The organism is Chryseobacterium sp. SIMBA_029, from assembly GCF_046535275.1.
In the GTDB taxonomy this organism is placed as follows: domain Bacteria; phylum Bacteroidota; class Bacteroidia; order Flavobacteriales; family Weeksellaceae; genus Chryseobacterium.
In genome coordinates this window covers 1-245 of sequence record NZ_JAWRXA010000713.1, presented here as the reverse complement: position 1 = coordinate 245, position 245 = coordinate 1, and the positions used below count along the sequence as shown (strand labels likewise).

Genomic DNA, 245 nt, shown 5'->3' with positions numbered 1-245 from the left:
CCTGGCCACTTCCGCCACCTTCGAATGCACATACACAGTGACGTAACGCTTGCCCTCTTCTTCCCCTCGCACCCCGCTCGCCCTATCCGAACTGCCCACGGGGTAATAATCAAAATGGTTACGCTTCTTTTTCGCCGCCCACACTTCCAAACTATCGCCTGGAATACCATGCTGATCGTCAGTCAAATAAGGAATTTCATTGCCAATTTCGTCAAGCAGCACCAATGTAGCCAGCTCAGCATTAC

At 51.4% G+C, this 245-nt stretch carries 1 protein-coding gene; it reads right to left on the bottom strand.

Features of this window, described 5'->3' with window-relative positions:
• Positions 1-245, bottom strand: a 245-nt coding sequence (locus SB679_RS25800) for a hypothetical protein (protein WP_410705220.1), incomplete at both ends; no start/stop codon positions are given.